15 protein-coding genes and 1 pseudogene are annotated in these 18,859 nt (G+C 71.5%); 7 read left to right on the plus strand and 9 right to left on the minus strand.

Annotation, left to right across the window (positions count from 1 at the left end):
* Window positions 1-152: 152 nt before the first annotated feature.
* Window positions 153-917 (plus strand): SDR family NAD(P)-dependent oxidoreductase, encoded by a 765-nt coding sequence (locus tag EAO70_RS01305; protein ID WP_148001198.1) that lies wholly within the window; start codon window positions 153-155, stop codon window positions 915-917.
* 425 nt (window positions 918-1,342) lie between these two features.
* On the opposite strand, the gene EAO70_RS01310 is transcribed toward EAO70_RS01305, so the two are convergent.
* Window positions 1,343-2,536: an RtcB family protein gene (locus tag EAO70_RS01310; RefSeq protein WP_148001199.1), complete on the minus strand. Its 1,194-nt coding sequence runs from the start codon at window positions 2,534-2,536 to the stop codon at window positions 1,343-1,345.
* Window positions 2,537-2,710: 174 nt separating this feature from the next.
* Between EAO70_RS01310 and EAO70_RS01315 the strand changes: the two genes are divergently transcribed.
* The 3 genes from EAO70_RS01315 (at window position 2,711) to EAO70_RS01325 (ending at window position 5,993) form a co-directional block, all read left to right on the plus strand.
* Window positions 2,711-3,670 (plus strand): DUF3558 domain-containing protein, encoded by a 960-nt coding sequence (locus tag EAO70_RS01315; RefSeq protein WP_187283673.1) that lies wholly within the window; start codon window positions 2,711-2,713, stop codon window positions 3,668-3,670.
* A gap of 87 nt (window positions 3,671-3,757) precedes the next feature.
* Window positions 3,758-4,495 carry a DUF3558 domain-containing protein gene (locus tag EAO70_RS01320; protein WP_148001200.1) on the plus strand — a complete coding sequence of 246 codons (738 nt, stop codon included), beginning with the start codon at window positions 3,758-3,760 and terminating at the stop codon, window positions 4,493-4,495.
* A 241-nt stretch (window positions 4,496-4,736) separates the two neighbouring features.
* Window positions 4,737-5,993: a DUF2637 domain-containing protein gene (locus EAO70_RS01325; protein ID WP_148001201.1), complete on the plus strand. Its 1,257-nt coding sequence runs from the start codon at window positions 4,737-4,739 to the stop codon at window positions 5,991-5,993.
* Between the two features lie 102 nt (window positions 5,994-6,095).
* Here EAO70_RS01325 and lysS read toward each other — a convergent pair.
* A pseudogene (lysS, locus tag EAO70_RS01330) lies at window positions 6,096-7,830 on the minus strand (lysine--tRNA ligase).
* Window positions 7,831-8,047: 217 nt separating this feature from the next.
* Between lysS and argS the strand changes: the two are divergent.
* Window positions 8,048-9,844, plus strand: coding sequence for an arginine--tRNA ligase (argS, locus tag EAO70_RS01335; RefSeq protein WP_148001202.1), 1,797 nt, complete (start codon window positions 8,048-8,050; stop codon window positions 9,842-9,844).
* Between the two features lie 65 nt (window positions 9,845-9,909).
* Here the strand turns inward: argS and EAO70_RS01340 are convergent, their stop codons facing one another.
* Entirely contained in the window at window positions 9,910-10,179 is a 270-nt protein-coding gene (locus EAO70_RS01340) for a DUF1876 domain-containing protein (protein WP_073916640.1), read from the minus strand.
* A 120-nt stretch (window positions 10,180-10,299) separates the two neighbouring features.
* On the opposite strand from EAO70_RS01340, the gene EAO70_RS01345 reads away from it, so the two are divergent.
* Window positions 10,300-11,076 (plus strand): DUF4253 domain-containing protein, encoded by a 777-nt coding sequence (locus EAO70_RS01345; RefSeq protein WP_148001203.1) that lies wholly within the window; start codon window positions 10,300-10,302, stop codon window positions 11,074-11,076.
* Window positions 11,077-11,152: 76 nt separating this feature from the next.
* Here EAO70_RS01345 and hemB read toward each other — a convergent pair whose 3' ends face one another.
* From hemB to EAO70_RS01375, 6 genes are all read right to left on the minus strand, one after another.
* The gene (gene hemB, locus EAO70_RS01350; RefSeq protein ID WP_148001204.1) at window positions 11,153-12,157 is read right to left on the minus strand and encodes a porphobilinogen synthase; all 1,005 of its coding nucleotides are present in this window, start codon (window positions 12,155-12,157) and stop codon (window positions 11,153-11,155) included.
* A 237-nt stretch (window positions 12,158-12,394) separates the two neighbouring features.
* The gene (locus EAO70_RS01355; protein ID WP_148001205.1) at window positions 12,395-14,065 is read right to left on the minus strand and encodes a uroporphyrinogen-III synthase; all 1,671 of its coding nucleotides are present in this window, start codon (window positions 14,063-14,065) and stop codon (window positions 12,395-12,397) included.
* Window positions 14,062-15,048: a hydroxymethylbilane synthase gene (gene hemC / locus EAO70_RS01360; protein ID WP_148001206.1), complete on the minus strand. Its 987-nt coding sequence runs from the start codon at window positions 15,046-15,048 to the stop codon at window positions 14,062-14,064. The genes EAO70_RS01355 and hemC overlap by 4 nt, the downstream gene beginning before the upstream one ends.
* The gene (locus tag EAO70_RS01365; protein ID WP_148001207.1) at window positions 15,045-16,424 is read right to left on the minus strand and encodes a glutamyl-tRNA reductase; all 1,380 of its coding nucleotides are present in this window, start codon (window positions 16,422-16,424) and stop codon (window positions 15,045-15,047) included. Before EAO70_RS01365 ends, hemC begins: the two co-directional genes overlap by 4 nt.
* Window positions 16,421-17,218 carry a redox-sensing transcriptional repressor Rex gene (locus EAO70_RS01370; RefSeq protein WP_148001208.1) on the minus strand — a complete coding sequence of 266 codons (798 nt, stop codon included), beginning with the start codon at window positions 17,216-17,218 and terminating at the stop codon, window positions 16,421-16,423. Before EAO70_RS01370 ends, EAO70_RS01365 begins: the two co-directional genes overlap by 4 nt.
* A 272-nt stretch (window positions 17,219-17,490) precedes the next feature.
* Entirely contained in the window at window positions 17,491-17,772 is a 282-nt protein-coding gene (locus tag EAO70_RS01375) for a glutaredoxin family protein (protein WP_187283679.1), read from the minus strand.
* 105 nt (window positions 17,773-17,877) lie between these two features.
* Between EAO70_RS01375 and EAO70_RS01380 the strand changes: the two genes are divergently transcribed.
* Complete coding sequence (locus EAO70_RS01380; protein WP_148001210.1) at window positions 17,878-18,834, plus strand: HAD family hydrolase; 957 nt, start codon at window positions 17,878-17,880, stop codon at window positions 18,832-18,834.
* Window positions 18,835-18,859: the final 25 nt, after the last annotated feature.

An 18,859-nucleotide genomic window follows, 5' to 3' on the forward strand; every position in this document is an offset into this window, starting at 1 on the left:
CCCATCCCACTCACCCCATCCGCCTCCCACGCCCTCCGGGATCAGGCCCATCCCACTCACCCCATCCGCCTCCCACGCCCTCCGGGATCAGGGCCGCCTATCCTGGCCGGGCGATCGACATAATCGACCACCTGCGCGAGGAGCACGACGTCATGACTGCCCCCGGTCACCCCATCGCCGTCATCACCGGAGCGAGCAGCGGAATCGGCGCCGCCACGGCCAGGCAGCTCGCCGCCGCCGGCTACCGCGTGGTCCTCACCGCCCGCCGCAAGGACCGCATCGAGGACCTGGCCGCCGAGATCAACGAAGCCGGCCACCAGGCCACCGCCTACGCCCTCGACGTCACCGACCGCGCCGCCGTCGACGAGTTCGCCACGGCCTTCCAGAGCCTCGCCGTCCTCGTCAACAACGCCGGCGGCGCCCTCGGCGCCGACCCCGTCGCCACCGGCGACCCGGCCGACTGGCGCCAGATGTACGAGGTCAACGTCATCGGCACGCTGAACGTGACCCAGGCCCTGCTCCCGGCCCTCACCGCGAGCGGCGACGGCACCGTCGTCGTCCTCTCCTCCACCGCCGGCCACTCCACCTACGAGGGCGGCGCGGGCTACGTCGCCGCGAAGAACGGCGCCCGCGTGCTCGCCGAGACCCTCCGCCTGGAGATCGTCGGCACCCCGGTCCGCGTCATCGAGGTCGCCCCCGGCATGGTCAGGACCGACGAGTTCGCCACCACCCGCTTCCGCGGCGACACCGAGAAGGCCGCCAAGGTCTACGCCGGCGTGGCCGAACCCCTCACCGCGGACGACGTGGCCGACACCATCACCTGGGCCTGCACCCGTCCCCCGCACGTCAACATCGACCTCCTGGTGGTCCGCCCCCGCGCCCAGGCCTCCAACACCAAGATCCACCGCGAACTCTGACACCGCGGCGCCACGTTCGGGTGAACCACCTGGATCCCCCGAACGACAGCCGCACGCGCGCCCTGGCGTCGAGGACAACTCCATACGGGGAAGTTGCTTCTTCCTTCTGGTGAGACCCTCGGCCGGGAGTGCAATCCCTGCCGAGGGGCGTCCTACCTGTCTCGCCGGGACCCGCCAGCAGGGCAGGCTGACCGCCGAGATCGACGTGCGGGACCTCCAGATCGTCCGCGCGCATCCTCCTCGCGGCACCACCCTGGCTCACGCCGCCGCAGAGCTGGGCCGCTCCCAGAGCAGCTGCCAGGTGCGTCGTTGGCGCTTGGTCAACGGCATCGGGACGTCCGCGACCCCCTAGAGGGTGCCCTGCCCATGTCTGAAGGGCCCCGGCACGTCGTGCCGGGGCCCTTCTATCGCTCCACTGCCGAGCCTCAGCCCTTGATGCAGATGAACTGCTTCAGCTTGGCAACCACCTCGACGAGGTCCTGCTGCTGCGCCATGACCTGCTCGATCGGCTTGTAGGCGCCCGGGATCTCGTCCACGACGCCGGAGTCCTTCCGGCACTCGACGCCGCGTGTCTGCTCTTCGAGGTCACGCACCGTGAAGCGCCGCTTCGCCGCGCTCCGGCTCATCCTGCGCCCCGCGCCGTGCGAGGCGGAGTTGAAGGCCCTCTCGTTGCCGAGCCCCTTCACGATGTACGAGCTGGTGCCCATCGACCCCGGGATGATCCCGAAGTCCCCACGGCCGGCCCGGATCGCACCCTTCCGCGTGACGAGCAGGTCCATGCCCTCGTACCGCTCCTCCGCCACGTAGTTGTGGTGGCAGGAGATCTCGGTCTCGAAGGACACCTTCGCCTTCCGGAACTCCTTGCGGATCACTTCCTTCAGGAGCGCCATCATGATCGCGCGGTTGTACTTCGCGTACTCCTGAGCCCAGTACAGATCGTTGCGGTAGTCCGCCATCTGCGGCGTGTCGGAGACGAACACCGCCAGGTCCCGGTCGACCAAGCCCTGGTTGTGGGGGAGCTTCTGGGCGATGCCGATGTGGTGTTCGGCGAGTTCCTTGCCGATGTTGCGGGAGCCCGAGTGAAGCATCAGCCAGACCGAACCTGACCCATCAAGGCAGACTTCGATCATGTGATTACCACTTCCGAGCGTTCCCATCTGCTGTCGCGCCCGTTCCTGACGGAACTTGACCGCATCCGCCACCCCGTCGAACCGCGACCAGAAGTCGCCCCACCCCGCGGTCGGGAACTGGTAGAGCCGTGCCGGGTCCACCTCCGAGCGGTGCAGGCCTCGGCCGACCGGGATCGCCTGCTCGATCTTCGACCGGAGCCGTGACAGGTCACCCGGCAGATCGTTCGCCGTCAGCGAGGACTTCACCGCCGACATGCCGCAGCCGATGTCCACACCGACCGCCGCCGGACAGACCGCGCCCTGCATGGCGATCACGGAACCGACCGTGGCGCCCTTGCCGTAGTGCACGTCGGGCATGACGGCGAGGCCCTTGATCCACGGCAGCGTCGCCACGTTCTGCAGCTGCTGCATGGCACCGCCCTCCACCGTGGCGGGGTCGGCCCACATCCGAATGGGTACGTTCGCCCCAGGTACCTCTACGTACGACATAACCCCTCGATCCCCCTGGAAAGTCTGATAACGCAAAAACCGGCGCCAAAGCCCGTACAGGTGACAGCGGACCGGCATCAACAGCTGCGTGTGCGATAGACATTGTGTCCATCGGCCGGGTTCGCGCGGCAAACAGTTTTCGGGAAAGACCTCGGGAGAAGGGAGCCTGGGAGCGTGCACCGTAAGAGGTACAGCCCCGGCCGCACCGGGTCCACGGCTCGCACCGCCGTCGTCCTCGCACTCGGCCTCGGCCTCGGAATCGGCCTCACGGGCTGCTCGGGCAGCACCCCCGCCGACGACGTCACGGTGGACGCCAAGGCCGGCCCCGCCGTGCCCGTGGCACCCCCGGGCCGCTACCGCACGCTCTTCGAGCCCTGCGGCGCCGTCCCCCAGGCCACGCTCAAGGACCTGCTCCCGGGTGCGGCCGCCCTCGCCGACGCCGAACGGGACAAGGCGTACCGCGGCACCACCGCGGTGACCTACGACACCGACCGCCGGGTCGGCTGCACCTGGAAGGCCGACACCCCGGACATCTCGCACCGGCTCGTCCTCGACATCGAGCGGGTGGTCTCGTACGACTCGGCGGTCAGCGACGACGACCGGGCGCAGGAGGTGTACGCCCGTAAGCAGCTCGCGGCGGGCATCCCGCTGCCCCCGACGGCGCCGCCGACCACCGCCCCGCCTGCGACCGGCTCACCCTCCGGCGCGGCGACCCCTCCGGCGACCCCGTCGGCGAGCGGCCGGCCCGCGGACGGTGCCCGGGGCGCGGACGCGCCGAACGCCCCGGACGCGGCCAAGGCCACCACCGCGGCCGATGACACCGCGTCGGGCAAGCCCTCGCCCGGCGCCACGGCGCCGCCCTCGGGCACCCCGTCCGATCCGTCGCCCACCGGCCTCGAACCCCGCGTCCTCGGAGGCCTCGGGAACGTCGCCTTCCTCGACGACGCCCTGACGACGGTCGGCGCCAACGGCCATCAGCGCGCCGTGAGCGTGGTGTTCCGCACATCCAACGTCATCGTGACCGTCTCCTACCGGGAGCAGACGACCGGTTCCGCCGAGGCCCCGGACAGCATGGAGCTGCAGGAAAAGGCCCGGAACCTGGCCCGGCTGCTCGCCGAACGCCTGGAGGAGTAGCCGTTCGGCTCCGCTCCGTGAGCGGTCGGACACCACGTAACGTGTCGGCGTACCGGCCGGACCGTACGACAAGCGACTGAAGGAACCATGCAGCGAACAGCTCCGCGACTCACCCGCATACTCGCCTGCGCCGCCGTCCCGGTGATGCTCGTCGTCGCCGGCTGCTCGTCCGACTCCGGCGACGGTGGCTCCGGCGCTGCGGGTTCGAAGGACAAGGGGTCGGCGTCGGCCTCCGCCACGCCGTCGCCCTCGCAGACGACGAAGACGGTCGAGCCGGCGAAGTTCGCGAAGCTGCCCGCGGCGTGCAAGGCGGTCGTCGCCAAGACGACGGCGTCGCTCGTGCCGAAGGCGAAGACCAAGAACGGCACGCCGGCCGTCTCCAGCGACCTGGGCAGCCGTAGCGGCTGCTCGTGGAACGGGCTGGACGACAAGGGCGTGAAGGGTTCGCAGTACCGCTGGCTGGACATCTCCTTCTACCGGTACGAGTCGGACGCCGCGCTCGGCAGCGGCCAGGAGCGGGCGCAGGAGAACCTGGCGAAGGAGCTCGCCAAGATCGAGCAGACGCCGGGGGCGAGGAAGGTGCGCACCGCCGCGGCGACGGGGATCGGTGACGAGGCGAAGTCCGTGGCGTACGAGTTGCGCAAGACGAACGAGGACTTCGTCTACGGCTCGATCGTGGCGCGCACGGGCAATGTCCTGGTGCTGCTCTCGTACAACGGCGCCGGTTACGCGGGCGCGCCGACCCCCTCGGACAAGACGGTGATGAGCGGTGCGGTGAAGGCGGCGAAGGAGGCGGTGGCCGCGGTCGCCGCCGCCAACAAGTAGCAGCCGACAAGTAGCAGCCGACGAGCAGACGCCGACCTGAAGACGCCGGCAGGCAGACGCCAACAGGCAGACGTCGGCGAGCAGACGGCGGCAGTGGACGCGAGTGAATCTCGACAACTCGTGGCGAACCGGCGCAGAGCGGCACGTCGATGCGGAGCCCGTCCCTCCCCTGGGGGCCGGGCTTCGCGCACATGTGCCAGTCTGTGCGCGCGAGATGTCGTTTGACGGGAGGGGATCGCGGGTGGCCGCGATGCAGCTGACACGCACACACCGAATACTCATCGGCCTCGTCATCGCCGGTGCGCTGATCATCGCGGGGATCGGTTTCGCGGGTTCGTACGCCGCCGTGCGCGAACTCGCCGTGCAGAAGGGCTTCGGCACCTTCTCCTACTTCTTCCCGATCGGCATCGACGCGGGCATCTGCGTGCTGCTCGCGCTGGACCTGCTGCTGACGTGGCTGCGGATCCCCTTCCCGCTGCTGCGGCAGACGGCGTGGGTGCTGACCGCGGCGACGATCGCGTTCAACGGCGCGGCCGCGTGGCCGGACCCGCTGGGTGTCGGGATGCACGCGGTGATCCCGGTGCTGTTCGTGGTGGCCGTGGAGGCCGCCCGGCATGCGGTGGGACGGATCGCGGACATCACCGCGGACAAGCACATGGAGGGCGTCCGGATCACCCGTTGGCTGCTCTCGCCGGTGCCGACGTTCCGGTTGTGGCGCCGGATGAAGCTGTGGGAGCTGCGCTCCTACGAGCAGGTGATCAAGCTGGAGCAGGAGCGGCTGATCTACCAGGCGCGTCTGCAGGCACGTTTCGGCCGTAGCTGGCGGCGGAAGGCGCCGGTGGAGGCGCTGATGCCGCTGCGTCTCGCGCGGTACGGGGTGCCGCTCGCGGAGACGGCGCCGGCGGGTCTCGCGGCGGCGGGCATCGAGCCGGCGGTGCTGCCGGCGCAGCCGCAGGGCGCCTCGCCGCTGCTGCCGCAGCCTCCGCAGCAGCCCCAGCCGCTCCAGGCGGCCCAGCAGCCGCCGCAGCCCGTGCAGCTGGCGCCGGGTCCGCGGCCGCATCCCGACGCGGCGGAGGCGCCCGAGGCGCCGGAGGGCAGCCCGTGGTTCGCCGGTCAGGCGCGGCCGGACGGTTACCAGGGTTCGTACAACCCGCAGATCGTCGACGGTCTGGAGCCGATCCCGGTGCCCGTTCCGCTGGGCCCGGAGGACGTGCCGCCGCCGGGGCCGGAGGAGTTCGTCGAGTACCCCGAGTACGTCGAGGAGCAGGCGGAGCAGCCGGATGCGCAGGAGGTCGAGGAGTTCCGCGAGGTCGTCTACAAGCAGACCTGGGCGTACGCGGTGGAGAACGACGCCTTCCCGGAGAACGGGGAGCTGGAGCGGCTGGTGGCCGATCACTACGGCCTGGAGCAGCTCCGCAACCCCGAGCTGCTCCACCGGATGATCCCTGAGGTGCAGCAGCAGATCCAGCGGGACATGCAGGAGTACCGCACTCCCTGATCCGTCGGGGGGTACGGGGAAGGGCCGCCGCCCGGTGTCCGGGCGGCGGCCCTTTTCGCGTGCTCGGCCCGGGTCGCGGGAGGCTGCCCGGGCCGGGGCGGGTCAGGCGCCGAGCAGGGTCCGCACCCGGTCCGCGCCGACGGCGAGGAGGAGGGTGGGCAGGCGGGGGCCGGTCTCGCGGCTGACGAGGAGCTGGTAGAGCAGGGCGAAGAAGGCGCGCTGGGCGAGCTTCAGTTCGGGCGTGGGCTTGGCGTCGGGGTCGAGGCCGGCCATGACCTTCGGGACGCCGTAGACGAGGGTGGTGAGTCCGTCGAGCGACCAGTGGCTGTCGAGGCCCTCCAGGAGCAGCCGGAGGGACTCGCGGCCGTCGTCGTCGAGCGAGCCCAGGAGTGCGGTGTCGGGGGTGTCGCGGACGATGGTGCGCTGGTCGGCCGGGACCTGGTTGGTGATCCAGTTCTCGGCGCGGTCGAGGCGCGGGCGGACCTCGTCGAGGGAGGTGACCGGGTTCTCGGGGTCGAGTTCGGTCAGGATCCGCAGGGTCTGCTCGTCGTGGCCGGCGGTGACGTCCATGACCGAGGCGAGCGTGCGGTACGGGAGGGGGCGGGGGGTGGCTCAGGGTGCGCGGGAGTTCTCCGGCGGCGGTGCGGGCGGCGCGGGTGTGGGCGGCGGCGTCGGCGGGCAGCACGGTGCCGTCGGCGACCTTGGCCTCCAGCTTGTCCCACTCGTCGTAGAGCCGCTGGATCTCCTGGTCGAAGGCGATCTTGAAGGACTGGTTGGGGCGGCGGCGCGCGTACAGCCAGCGGAGCAGCGGCGCCTCCATGATCTTGAGGGCGTCGGCGGCGGTGGGGACGCCGCCGCGCGAGGAGGACATCTTGGCCATGCCGCTGATGCCGACGAAGGCGTACATGGGGCCGATGGGCTGGACGCCGTCGAAGATCTCGCGGACGATCTGGCCGCCGACGACGAAGGACGAGCCGGGCGAGGAGTGGTCGACGCCGGAGGGCTCGAAGATGACGCCCTCGTAGGCCCAGCGCATGGGCCAGTCGACCTTCCAGACCAGCTTGCCGCGGTTGAACTCGCTGAGCTTGACGGTCTCGGAGAAGCCGCAGTCGGTGCAGGTGTAGGCGAGTTCGGTGGTGTCGTCGTCGTACGAGGTGACCGTGGTGAGGTCCTTCTCGCACTGCCCGCAGTAGGGCTTGTAGGGGAAGTAGCCCGAGGAGCCGCCGGAGCCGTCGTCCTCGGCGGCGGCGCCGGAGCCTTCCTCGGCCTCCAGCTCGGCCTCGTCGAGGGGCTTCTGCGACTGCTTCTTGGGTGCCTTCTTCGTCCGGTACTGGTCGAGGATGGCGTCGATGTCGCCGCGGTGCTTCATGGCGTGCAGGATCTGCTCGCGGTAGGCGCCGGCGGTGTACTGCTCGGTCTGGCTGATCGGGTCGTACTCGACGCCCAGTTCGGCGAGGGACTCGACCATGGCGGCCTTGAAGTGCTCGGCCCAGTTGGGGTGGGGCGAGCCGGCGGGGGCGGGGACCGAGGTGAGCGGCTTGCCGATGTGCTCGGCCCAGGTCTGGTCGATGCCTTCGATGCCGTTGGGCACCTTGCGGTAGCGGTCGTAGTCGTCCCACGAGATCAGGTGCCTGACCTCGTGCCCGCGGCGGCGGATCTCGTCGGCGACCAGGTGCGGGGTCATGACCTCGCGGAGGTTGCCCAGGTGGATCGGGCCGGAGGGGGAGAGGCCGGAGGCGACGACGACCGGTTTGCCAGGCGCACGTCGCTCCGACTCGGCGATGACCTCGTCCGCGAAACGGGAGACCCAGTCGGTCTCGGTGCTGCTCTGAGCCACGGTCGGTACGTCCTTCTTCCAGGTGGGTTCTGCCTGAGGGGCCCTACGCCAGCCATTCTCCCAGACGGAAGAACCCTCTCCGAGGTTGTCCACAGGCGGAGATCGCCCGCGTCCCCCGGTTCTCCACAGGCGGGGAAATCACGTTGCGCCGCCATGGGACACTTGACAAGCGATTAAGACCCGCAGAAATCCCCGAACTCAACAGGAACGGAAGCTCATGGCCTCGGTCCCTTCCCTCGCTTCGACCGTGCAGCAGCGCCTCGCGGACGGCCTCTCGGCGGCCCTGCCGGACGCCGCCTCCGCCGACCCGCTGCTGCGACGAAGCGACCGGGCCGACTTCCAGGCCAACGGCATCCTGGCGCTCGCCAAGCAGCTCAAGGGCAATCCGCGTGAGCTGGCCGCCCGGGTCGTCGCCGCGATCCCGGAGAACGACGTGCTGCGGGAGATCGAGGTCTCGGGCCCCGGGTTCCTGAACATCACGGTGAGCGACGCGGCGATCGTGCGGACCCTCGCGGCCCGCGCCGCCGACGCCCGGCTCGGTGTTCCGTTCAACGAGTCGGCGGGCACGACGGTCATCGACTACGCCCAGCCGAACGTGGCGAAGGAGATGCACGTCGGGCACCTGCGGTCGGCCGTGATCGGCGCCGCGATGGTCGAGATCCTGGAGTTCACCGGTGAGACCGTGGTCCGCCGGCACCACATCGGCGACTGGGGCACCCAGTTCGGCATGCTCATCCAGTACCTGATCGAGCACCCGCACGAGCTGGACCACAAGGCCGAGGGCGGCGCGGAGGTCTCCGGCGAGGAGGCCATGTCGAACCTGAACCGGCTGTACAAGGCCTCGCGGGCCCTGTTCGACACCGACGAGGCGTTCAAGACGCGGGCCCGGGCCCGCGTGGTGGACCTGCAGGCCGGTGACGAGGAGACGCTCGCGCTCTGGCAGCGGTTCGTCGACGAGTCGAAGATCTACTTCAACTCGGTGTTCGACAAGCTCGACATGGACATCCGGGACGCCGACGTGGTCGGCGAGTCCGGCTACAACGAGATGCTGGCGGAGACCTGCCGGATCCTGGAGGAGTCGGGCGTCGCCGTCCGTTCCGAGGGTGCGCTGTGCGTGTTCTTCGACGACGTGAAGGGCCCGGACGGCAACCCGACGCCGCTGATCGTCCAGAAGTCCGACGGCGGCTTCGGCTACGCGGCGACCGACCTGTCGGCGATCCGCGACCGGGTGGGGAACCTCAAGGCGACGACCCTGCTGTACGTGGTGGACGCCCGTCAGTCGCTGCACTTCAAGATGGTCTTCGAGACGGCCCGCCGGGCGGGCTGGCTGAACGAGGACGTGAAGGCGGTCCAGCTGGCCTTCGGCACGGTCCTCGGCAAGGACGGCAAGCCGTTCAAGACCCGTGAGGGCGAGACGGTCCGGCTGGTGGACCTGCTGGACGAGGCGGTGGACCGGGCGACGTCGGTCGTGCGGGACAAGGCGGACGAGTACGCGGAGAAGACCGGCGAGACGCTCCTGACCGAGTCGGAGATCGTCGAGAACGGCCAGTACGTGGGCATCGGCGCCGTGAAGTACGCCGACCTGTCGACGTCGGCCGCGCGCGACTACAAGTTCGACCTGGACCAGATGGTCTCGCTGAACGGCGACACGTCGGTGTACCTGCAGTACGCGTACGCGCGGATCAGGTCGATCTTCGGGAAGGCCGGGGACCGCACCCCGCTCGCCCACCCGGAGCTGGAGCTGGCCCCGGCCGAGCGTGCGCTCGGCCTGCACCTGGACCAGTTCGGCGAGGTCGTCGCCGAGACGGCCGCGGAGCACGCGCCGCACAAGCTGGCCGCGTACCTGTACCAGCTGGCGTCGCTGTTCACGACGTTCTACTCCGAGTGCCCGGTCATCAAGCCGGCGCCGGCGCAGGACGTCGCGGAGAACCGCCTCTTCCTCTCCGACCTGACCGCCCGCACCCTGCACCAGGGCATGGCGCTGCTGGGCATCCGGACGCCCGAGCGCCTCTGACGGTCCCCGGACCGACCTCCGGGTCGAGGCCCCCGGTACGGATCACCGTGCCGGGGGTCTCGTCGTCAGCGGAGCGTGTGCGAGGTCCGGCCCGAGACCTCGTCGATCTCCGTGTGGGCCTTCTGGAGCAGCTGGGAGGCGAGGTCCATCAGCGCGCGTGCGCCGGCGATCTCCTCGCCCACCCTGAGCTGGTCCGGATCGGAGGGGTGCCGGTTCGCCGTGCCGTGGGCCCGGAACTCGGTGCCGTCGGAGAGCCGCACCATGGCCGCGGCGCGCGTCCGGTCGCCCTCCTCCTGGAACTCCATCTCCACATGCCATCCGACCAGGGTGTGCATCATGAGGACCACCTCCAGCGAGGTACCTGTCGGGTACCTCTCCAGGGTGCGCCGCCGCGTGCCGCCTCACCACTCGCTCCCCGGTCACCGGATGTCAGTGGTGCCCCGTACGTTCTCCGCATGGCGATGATCCCGAACCAGCTGCCCCGGCTCGCAGCCGATCCGACCGGCCGTTCCCTCGGCCTCGACCTGCCGCCCGGCTCGCTCACCGGCCCCGCGGACTCCCCGTACCTGTGGTCGGGAGACGGTGCGGCGGGGCCCGCCGGCTGGAGCGCGCTGCGCCCGGCGGCCCGTACGGCCGGGCTGCTGCCGGTGCTGCTGGGCGGCGAGTGGGGTCTGGACCGGTGGGAGCTGATGCCGGAGCGGATGAGCGATCCGGCCGACCACGACGCCGACGAGGTCCTCGCCGGCTTCTGGGACGCCAACGCGGCCGACGAGATACCGGGGAGCGCGGGCTGGCCGGGCTGCGCGCCGGCGGCGCCGTACGAGGCGGATCCCGACGACGCGGCGGCCGCCGTGGCGGAGCTGCTGACGGAGCCGGGGTTCTGGCTGGAGGACGCCCGTCCGGCCCTGGTTCCGGCCCGGCGCAGCGCGGACGTCCCGGCGGTCATCGGCTGGACGGGTCCGCTGAACCACGAGAACGACGTGGCCCGGCTGTGCGCGGTGCTGCGGTCCTGGGAGGACCGCTTCGGGGCCCGGGTCGTCGCGCTGACCTTCGACCAGCTGGTGCTCTCGGTGGCGGCCCCGCCCATGTCGCGGGAGGACGCCGAGGCGGTGGCGGCGGAGCACTTCGCGTTCTGCCCGGACACCATCCAGCAGGGCAGCCACACGAACCTGGGCGACTACGCCCGGGAGGTGCTGCTGGACAGCCCCGTCTGGACGTTCTGGTGGGACTAGCCGGTCCCGGGGCCCCTCGGCGGCCGCCGACCGCCGGGGCGTCCCGGGCCCTCCGCCGACCGCTAGCCGCTAGCCGCTAGCCGCGCGAGCGGGACAGGTTCTGGGCGACCTCGGTGGCCCAGTAGGTGAGGATCATGTGCGCGCCGGCCCGGCGGATGCCGGTGAGGGTCTCCATGATCGCCCGGTCGCGGTCGATCCAGCCCTTCTCGGCGGCAGCCTCGACCATCGCGTACTCACCGCTGATCTGGTAGGCGGCGACGGGCACGTCCACGGACTCGACGACCTTGGCGAGCACGTCGAGGTACGGGCCCGCGGGCTTGACCATCACCATGTCGGCGCCCTCCTCCAGGTCGAGCGCGAGCTCGCGCATCGACTCGCGGACGTTGGCGGGGTCCTGCTGGTAGGTCTTGCGGTCGCCCTTGAGGGAGGATCCGACGGCCTCGCGGAAGGGGCCGTAGAAGGCGGAGGAGTACTTCACGGTGTACGCGAGGATCGACACGTCCTCCTTGCCGATGGTGTCCAGGGCGTCCCGGACGACGCCGACCTGGCCGTCCATCATCCCGGAGGGTCCGACGACGTGGACGCCGGCGTCGGCCTGGACCTGGGCCATCTCGGCGTAGCGCTCCAGGGTGGCGTCGTTGTCGACGCGGCCGTCGGCGTCGAGGACACCGCAGTGGCCGTGGTCGGTGAACTCGTCCAGGCACAGGTCGGACATGACGATGAGCTCGTCGCCGACCTCGGCGCGCACGTCCCGGATGGCGACCTGGAGGATGCCGTCGGGGTCGGTGCCGGCCGTGCCCGCCGCGTCCTTCTTCTCGTCCGCGGGCACGCCGAACAGCATGATCCCGGAGACGCCGGCCTCCACCGCCTCGACGGCGGCCTTCCGCAGGGTGTCGCGGGTGTGCTGGACGACGCCGGGCATGGCCTGGATCGGCACGGGCTCGGTGATCCCCTCGCGCACGAACGCGGGAAGGATCAGATCGGCGGGATGCAGCCGCGTCTCGGCCACCATCCGCCGCATGGCGGGCGTCGTCCGCAGCCGCCGCGGCCGCGCCCCGGGAAAGGATCCGTACGAGTTCATAATCCCGAGGCTACGCCCGCCCGAACCGTGCTCTTGCCGACACCGTGTTGCCGCCGACGCCGGTCCGGCCCCCGTGCCGGGCCCCGTGCCTCGCCGCACGCCGGGCCCCGGAACGCGAAGGGGCGCGGGCCTCACGAAGAGACCCGCACCCCAGAACCGCCCGCCCACACGGACCGACTGCGTCAGCCACCCGCCCACGCGGACCGGCTACGTCAGCCGCCCACCCGCGCGGACCGGCTACGTCGTGCGTCGCCGTCGCGCGCCCGGTCGCCGCTCGCTCGGCCGCGTCACGGGATCGCCCGCCTCCAGGGCGGCCTCCCGCCGGCGCGTGCCGAAGTCCGCGAGCGCCTCCGCCAGCTTGTGCACGGACGGCTCGGGCGACAGCACGTCGACCCGCAGCCCGTGCTCCTCGGCGGTCTTCGCCGTGGCGGGCCCGATGCAGGCGATGACGGTGACGTTGTGCGGCTTGCCGGCGATGCCGACCAGGTTCCGCACGGTCGACGAGGACGTGAAGAGCACCGCGTCGAACCCGCCGCCCTTGATCGCCTCGCGGGTGTCCGCCGGCGGCGGCGAGGCCCGTACGGTCCGGTAGGCGGTGACGTCGTCGACCTCCCACCCGAGCTCGATGAGGCCCGCGACCAGCGTCTCCGTCGCGATGTCGGCCCGCGGCAGGAAGACGCGGTCGATCGGGTCGAAGACCGGGTCGTACGGCGGCCAGTCCTCCAGGAGCCCGGCGGCGGACTGCTCACCGCTCGGCACCAGGTCCGGCTTCACACCGAAGTCGACGAGTGCGGCGGCGGTCTGCTCGCCGACCGCCGCGACCTTGATCCCGGCGAAGGCGCGGGCGTCGAGCCCGTACTCCTCGAACTTCTCCCGTACGGCCTTCACCGCGTTGACCGACGTGAAGGCGATCCACTCGTAGCGCCCGGTCACGAGCCCCTTGACCGCGCGCTCCATCTGCTGGGGCGTGCGCGGCGGCTCGACGGCGATGGTCGGCACCTCGTGCGGCACCGCGCCGTACGAGCGCAGCTGGTCGGAGAGCGACGCGGCCTGCTCCTTGGTGCGCGGCACGAGGACCCGCCAGCCGAAGAGCGGCTTGGACTCGAACCACGACAGCTGGTCCCGCTGCGCCGGGGCGCTGCGCTCGCCGACCACGGCTATGACCGGCCGGTGGCCCTCGGGCGACGGGAGGACCTTGCCCTGCTTGAAGACCTGGGCGATGGTGCCGAGGGTGGCGTTCCAGGTCCGCTGCCGGGTGGTCGTACCCCCGATGGTGACGGTGAGCGGGGTGTCCGGCTTACGGCCAGCCGCCACCAGTTCACCGGCGGCCGCAGCCACCGAGTCGAGCGAGGTGGACACGACGACGGTGCCGTCGGAGGCGCCGACCTCGGTCCAGCACCGCTCGTCGGCGGTGCGGGCGTCGACGAAGCGCACGTCGGTGCCCTGGGCGTCGCGGAGCGGGACACCGGCGTACGCGGGTACGCCGACGGCCGTGGCGACGCCGGGGACGACCTCGAAGGGGATGCCCTCGGCGGCGCACAGGAGCATCTCGGCCCCCGCGTCGCCGTCGAGGCCGGGGTCGCCGGTCACCGCACGGACGACCCGCCTGCCGCCCCTCGCGGCCTCCATGACAAGATTGGCGGCATCCCTCAACACGGGGACACCGGCGGTTGTTGACGCCTCGTCAACAACCGTCAGCTCCGGCGTGCTCACCCCCGCGCGCGCGTGGCCGCGAACGACCTCGAGCACCTCCGGCTCGGCGATCAGGACATCCGCTCCGGCGAGGGCCTCGACGGCCCTGAGGGTCAGGAGTCCGGGGTCACCGGGGCCTGCGCCGAGGAATGTGACGTGCCCATGGCCCGCGAGGGCCGGGGACAGCGGGCTGGTGGTCGGGCTGGCGGGGTTCAAAGTGCTCGCTCCCCCATAAGACCGGCCGCACCCTTGGCGAGCATCTCGTCCGCGAGTTCGCGTCCGAGCGCCATGGCCTCGTCGTGCGAGGTGGGTACGGGTCCGGTGGTGGACAGCTGCACCAGCGTCGAGCCGTCGGTGGTGCCGACGACGCCCCGCAGGCGCATCTCGGTGACAACCTGCCCGTGACCGGGGTCGTCGGCCAGCAGGTCGGCCAGCGCACCCACGGGTGCGGAGCAGCCGGCCTCCAGGGCGGCGAGCAGGGATCGCTCGGCGGTCACGGCGGCCCGGGTGAGCGGGTCGTCGAGCTCGGCGAGCGCGGTGACGAGGTCGGCGTTAGACGCCGGGCACTCGATCGCCAGGGCCCCCTGGCCGGGGGCGGGCAGGACGGAGTCGACCGACAGGTGGTCGAGCGACAGGGAGCCGGTGAGCTCCGCCGTCCCGCCGATGCGGTTGAGGCCTGCCGCGGCGAGGACCACCGCGTCCAGTTCTCCGCTGCGCACGTAGCCGATCCGGGTGTCGATGTTGCCCCGGATCGGGACGCAGGTGATCTCCAGGCCGTGGTTGCGCGCGTACGCGTGGAGCTGGGCCATGCGCCGCGGCGAGCCGGTGCCGACCCGGGCGCCGCGGGGCAGCCGGTCCAGCGTCAGTCCGTCGCGGGCGATCAGTACGTCGCGCGGGTCCTCGCGGCGCGGGATCGCGGCCAGCGCCAGGTCCGGGTGCTGCGCGGTCGGCAGGTCCTTCAGGGAGTGGACGGCGAAGTCCACCTCGTCCGCGAGCAGCGCGTCACGCAGGGCGGCGACGAAGACGCCGGTGCCGCCGATCTGCGCGAGGTGCTCCCGGGAGGTGTCCCCGTACGTCGTGATCTCCACGAGCTCGACGGGCCGGCCGGTCAGCCGCCGGACGGCGTCGGCCACGTGCCCGGACTGGGCCATGGCGAGCTTGCTGCGCCTGGTCCCGAGCCTCAGTGCCCTCTCGGTCATACTCGCCCTCGGTTCTTGACGTCGGCGTCATTCAGGTCGGCCCGGCTGACAGCAGCCACCGTCTCCGGGTCGAGGTCGAAGAGTGTCCGCAGCGCGTCCGCGTACCCGGCGCCGCCGGGCTCGCTCGCCAGCTGCTTGACCCGCACGGTCGGCGCGTGCAGGAGCTTGTCCACCACGCGGCGCACGGTCTGGGTGATCTCGGCGCGCTGCTTGTCGTCGAGGCCGGGCAGCCGGCCCTCCAGCCGGGCGACCTCGCCGGCCACCACGTCGGCGGCCATGGTGCGCAGGGCGACGACGGTGGGGGTGATGTGGGCGGCCCGCTGGGCGGCGCCGAAGGCGGCGACCTCGTCGGAGACGATGCCGCGGACCTGGTCGACGTCGGCGGCCATGGGGGCGTCGGCGGAGGCCTCGGCGAGCGACTCGATGTCGACGAGCCGGACACCGGGGACGCGGTGGGCGGCGGCGTCGATGTCGCGGGGCATCGCGAGGTCGAGCAGGGCGAGCGGGGTGCGGCGGCCCTGGACGGCGGTCTCGATGTCGTCCCCGGTGAGGACGAGTCCGGTGGCGCCGGTGCAGGAGACGACGACGTCGGCACGTGTCAGTTCGTCGCCGACGGCAACCATCTCGACCGCGTGTGCGGCCACTCCCGTTCCGCCTCTGAGGGTGCCCCCGGGCTCGTTCAGGATCTGCGCGAGCCGCTCGGCGCGGGCCAGGGTGCGGTTGGCGATGACGATCTCGGAGACGCCGGACCGCGCGAGCGTGGCGGCGGCCAGCGAGGACATCGAGCCGGCGCCGATGACGAGGGCCTTCTTGCCCTTGGCCCAGGTGTCGACGTCGCTGCCGTCCGTGCCGTCGACGAGTCGCTCGAGTCCGAAGGTGACGAGCGACTGCCCGGCCCGGTCGATCCCGGTCTCGCTGTGGGCGCGCTTGCCGACCCGCAGCGCCTGCTGGAACAGGTCGTTGAGGAGGCGGCCCGCGGTGTGCAGTTCCTGGCCGAGCGCGAGGGCGTCCTTGATCTGGCCGAGGATCTGGCCCTCGCCGACGACCATCGAGTCGAGCCCGCAGGCCACCGAGAAGAGGTGGTGGACGGCCCGGTCCTCGTAGTGCACGTAGAGATAGGGGGTGAGCTCGTCCAGGCCGACGCCGCTGTGCTGCGCGAGCAGCGTGGACAGCTCGGCGACACCGGCGTGGAACTTGTCCACGTCGGCGTAGAGCTCGATGCGGTTGCAGGTGGCGAGGACGGTGCCCTCGGCGGCCGGTTCGGCGGCGAGGGTGTCCTGGAGGAGCTTGGCCTGGGTGTCCGCCGCGAGGGCGGCCCGCTCCAGGATGGAGACGGGTGCGCTGCGGTGGCTGAGGCCGACGACGAGGAGACTCATGCCGGCATCACCGCGGGGACGTCCCCGTCGGGTCCCTTGCGGCCGCCGCCCGTGGTGCCGCGGGGGGCCGGCGGCGCGACGGCCGCGGCGGTCTCCGCCTCGTCGGCGGCGTCGGCCTCGGCGTTCGCCTCCTCGCCGGCCTTCCGCTGCTCGTGGAAGGCGAGGATCTGCAACTCGATGGAGAGGTCGACCTTGCGCACGTCCACGCCGTCGGGCACGGAGAGCACGGTCGGGGCGAAGTTGAGGATGGAGGTGACTCCGGCGGCCACGAGCCGGTCGCAGACCTGCTGGGCGACGCCGGCCGGGGTCGCGATGACGCCGATGGAGACGCCGTCCTCCTCGATGATCTTCTCGAGTTCGTCGCTGTGCTGGACGGGGATGCCCGCGACGGGCTTGCCGGTCATGGCGGGGTCGGCGTCGATCAGCGCCGCGACGCGGAAGCCGCGGGAGGCGAAGCCGCCGTAGCCGGCGAGCGCGGCACCGAGGTTGCCGATGCCGACGATGACGACCGGCCAGTCCTGGGTGAGCCCGAGCTCACGGGAGATCTGGTAGACGAGGTACTCGACGTCGTAGCCGACCCCGCGGGTGCCGTAGGAGCCCAGGTAGCTGAAGTCCTTGCGGAGCTTCGCGGAGTTGACTCCCGCCGCGGCGGCGAGCTCTTCGGAGGAGACCGTGGGTACGGAGCGCTCCGAGAGCGCGGTGAGTGCGCGCAGATACAGCGGAAGCCGGGCGACGGTGGCCTCGGGAATTCCTCGGCTACGGGTCGCCGGTCGGTGAGTTCGGCCAGTTGCCACGGTGCTCCTGCGGGATGAGCGGGGCTGCAGGCGGCCATATGTCCCAAGACCGCCCCGTCGAATGCAGGCTATGTCTTTGTGAACGCGTGCACAAAGATGGTGTCCGTTTTGTCCGGCCAAAGTGACCGGGGTCACGCGGCTGGTTCGTATCGTCACGGAACCGCACGGCGTGCCGACGCGTTGAGAACCCGAAGGGGGCAAAACCGCACACACTCCTCACGATGCCGCCCCCGAAGCCCAACAAAACGTCCACGATGGTAGCCGTCTTCCGGTCAGCCCCGCAGTTCGCGGCGGAGCCGCTCGGCGTCCACCCGCCAGAAGGTGTGCTGCTCGCCGTCGACCAGGACGACCGGAATCTGCTCCCAGTACGCCCGGTGGAGCTCCTCGTCCCGGGTGATGTCCTTCTCCTCCCAGCGCGCCCCCGTCTCGGCGCACACGGCCTCGACCACCGCGCGGGCGTCGTCGCAGAGGTGACAGCCCGGCTTGCCGATCAGCGTCACGGTCCGCGACGCGGGCTCCGTCTTCTTCTTCGTCCGTCCGAACATGGCGTCCATTCTGTCGCCGGTTCCGTCCTCGACGAACTGCCGCGCCCCGCACTGTTCACGTCGCCGCATCGCCACAAGTCGGGAAGTACCGAACAGACTGGCTATGCTCACGGCATGGCCGCTCTGGGATGGCTCACCCCCCGTAGGCGCTCCGCCACCGCGCGCAGCGTCCTCGCAGGCGAGGCCGCTGCCGAGGCAGCGCGCAAGTCCTCGCTCCAGCTGGAACGGGAGCGGGAGGAGGCGGCGGCCCGGCCCTCGGAGCAGGAGACTCCGCCCGAGCCCGAGTTCCCGGTCGTCGGCGACGTACGGGCGGCCGCGTTCTTCGACCTCGACAACACCGTGATGCAGGGCGCCGCGATCTTCCACTTCGGCCGAGGCCTGTACAAGCGGAAGTTCTTCCAGCGCCGCGAGCTCACCCGCTTCGCCTGGCAGCAGGCCTGGTTCCGGCTCGCCGGCGTCGAGGACCCCGAGCACATGCAGGACGCACGCGAGAGCGCCCTGTCCATCGTCAAGGGCCACCGCGTCTCCGAACTGATGAGCATCGGCGAGGAGATCTACGACGAGTACATGGCCGACCGCATCTGGCCCGGCACCCGCGGCCTCGCCCAGGCGCACCTCGACGCGGGCCAGAAGGTCTGGCTGGTCACGGCCGCGCCGGTCGAGACGGCGACGATCATCGCCCGCAGGCTCGGACTGACGGGCGCGCTCGGCACGGTGGCCGAGTCCGTCGACGGCGTCTACACGGGCAGGCTGGTCGGCGAGCCCCTGCACGGCCCGGCGAAGGCCGAGGCGGTCCGGGCGCTGGCCGCCGCCGAGGGCCTCGACCTGAGGCGCTGCGCCGCCTACAGCGACTCGCACAACGACATCCCGATGCTCACGCTGGTCGGCCACCCGTACGCGATCAACCCGGACGCCAAGCTCCGCAAGTACGCGAAGGCCAGGGACTGGCGGCTGCGCGACTACCGGACCGGCCGCAAGGCCGCCAAGGTCGGCATCCCGGCCGCCGCGGGCCTGGGCGCCCTGGCCGGCGGCACGGCGGCCGCGGTCGCCCTGCACCGCCGCCGCCACTGATCCCCGGCGGACCGCCGCCGACCCC

It is taken from the genome of Streptomyces sp. adm13(2018) (assembly GCF_008042145.1).
In the GTDB taxonomy this organism is placed as follows: Bacteria; Actinomycetota; Actinomycetes; order Streptomycetales; family Streptomycetaceae; genus Streptomyces.